This window comes from Bartonella sp. CL63NXGY (assembly GCF_042194905.1).
GTDB lineage: Bacteria > Pseudomonadota > Alphaproteobacteria > Rhizobiales > Rhizobiaceae > Bartonella.
Genome location: NZ_JBHINK010000090.1, coordinates 1 through 714 on the forward strand (window position 1 = coordinate 1; position 714 = coordinate 714).

The window sequence follows — 714 nt, forward strand, 5'->3', positions numbered from 1 at the left end:
ACATATGTTTTTGTTATCTGATCAATTTTATTGAAAAGTTGCGTGAACACTGTAAAGTTCATGGAATTCCTCTTTAACGAATTTTCAACTTTTTATCACCTTGAAATATAGATACATGCTAAACGCTTCATTTTCATTTATACATTACCTAAGTATTTTCATTACGATATCTTGGCTTTGATAAAATCTCTGTGCCTCTTTGAATTGTTCGGATAGTACTGAACCTTCTACAGTGGATTTTGTTTTCATCGTATGATAGGCATCCCTTTTGCTTCATGGTTAAAAAATTTCATATCAAGTTCGCGTCTTTTCTTTTTGATAAGTGATTGCTCAGCTTTACGTAAATGCGTTATCATTTGCATCTTTATAGATTCATTGTGGATCATGGCTAATGAACCATCGATATGTGCTTGAAGGTCTGCAATATCTTTCAGGTTTTCTTTTGTTTGAAGTTCATCAAATAGATTTCTGAGGTATTTAAAACGATTTTCTACGTTTTCAAAAGTTTTCAAAGTTATAGCTTTATCTAGCACCGAGAAAAATTGTAAACGCGCAAAAAGATTTTTGCCCATTTGATCAAGAGATCCAGAAATTTTGTTTTCGTCCTCCAATAGCTTTTGATATGATTCCCTTGAATGCTGATTACTCTTATAGAGCGCTTCTGGCTCTTTGAGAAAAAAACTAGAAAAGTCTATTTTCTGAGGTCCAGTTTTC

Annotated in this window: 1 protein-coding gene; it reads right to left on the reverse strand. The window is 32.6% G+C overall.

Annotation, left to right across the window (positions count from 1 at the left end):
* Window positions 1-245 precede the first annotated feature (245 nt).
* The coding region (locus tag ACFIK0_RS09395) for a type IV secretion system protein (protein ID WP_375663909.1) at window positions 246-714 on the reverse strand (469 nt) is incomplete at its 5' end.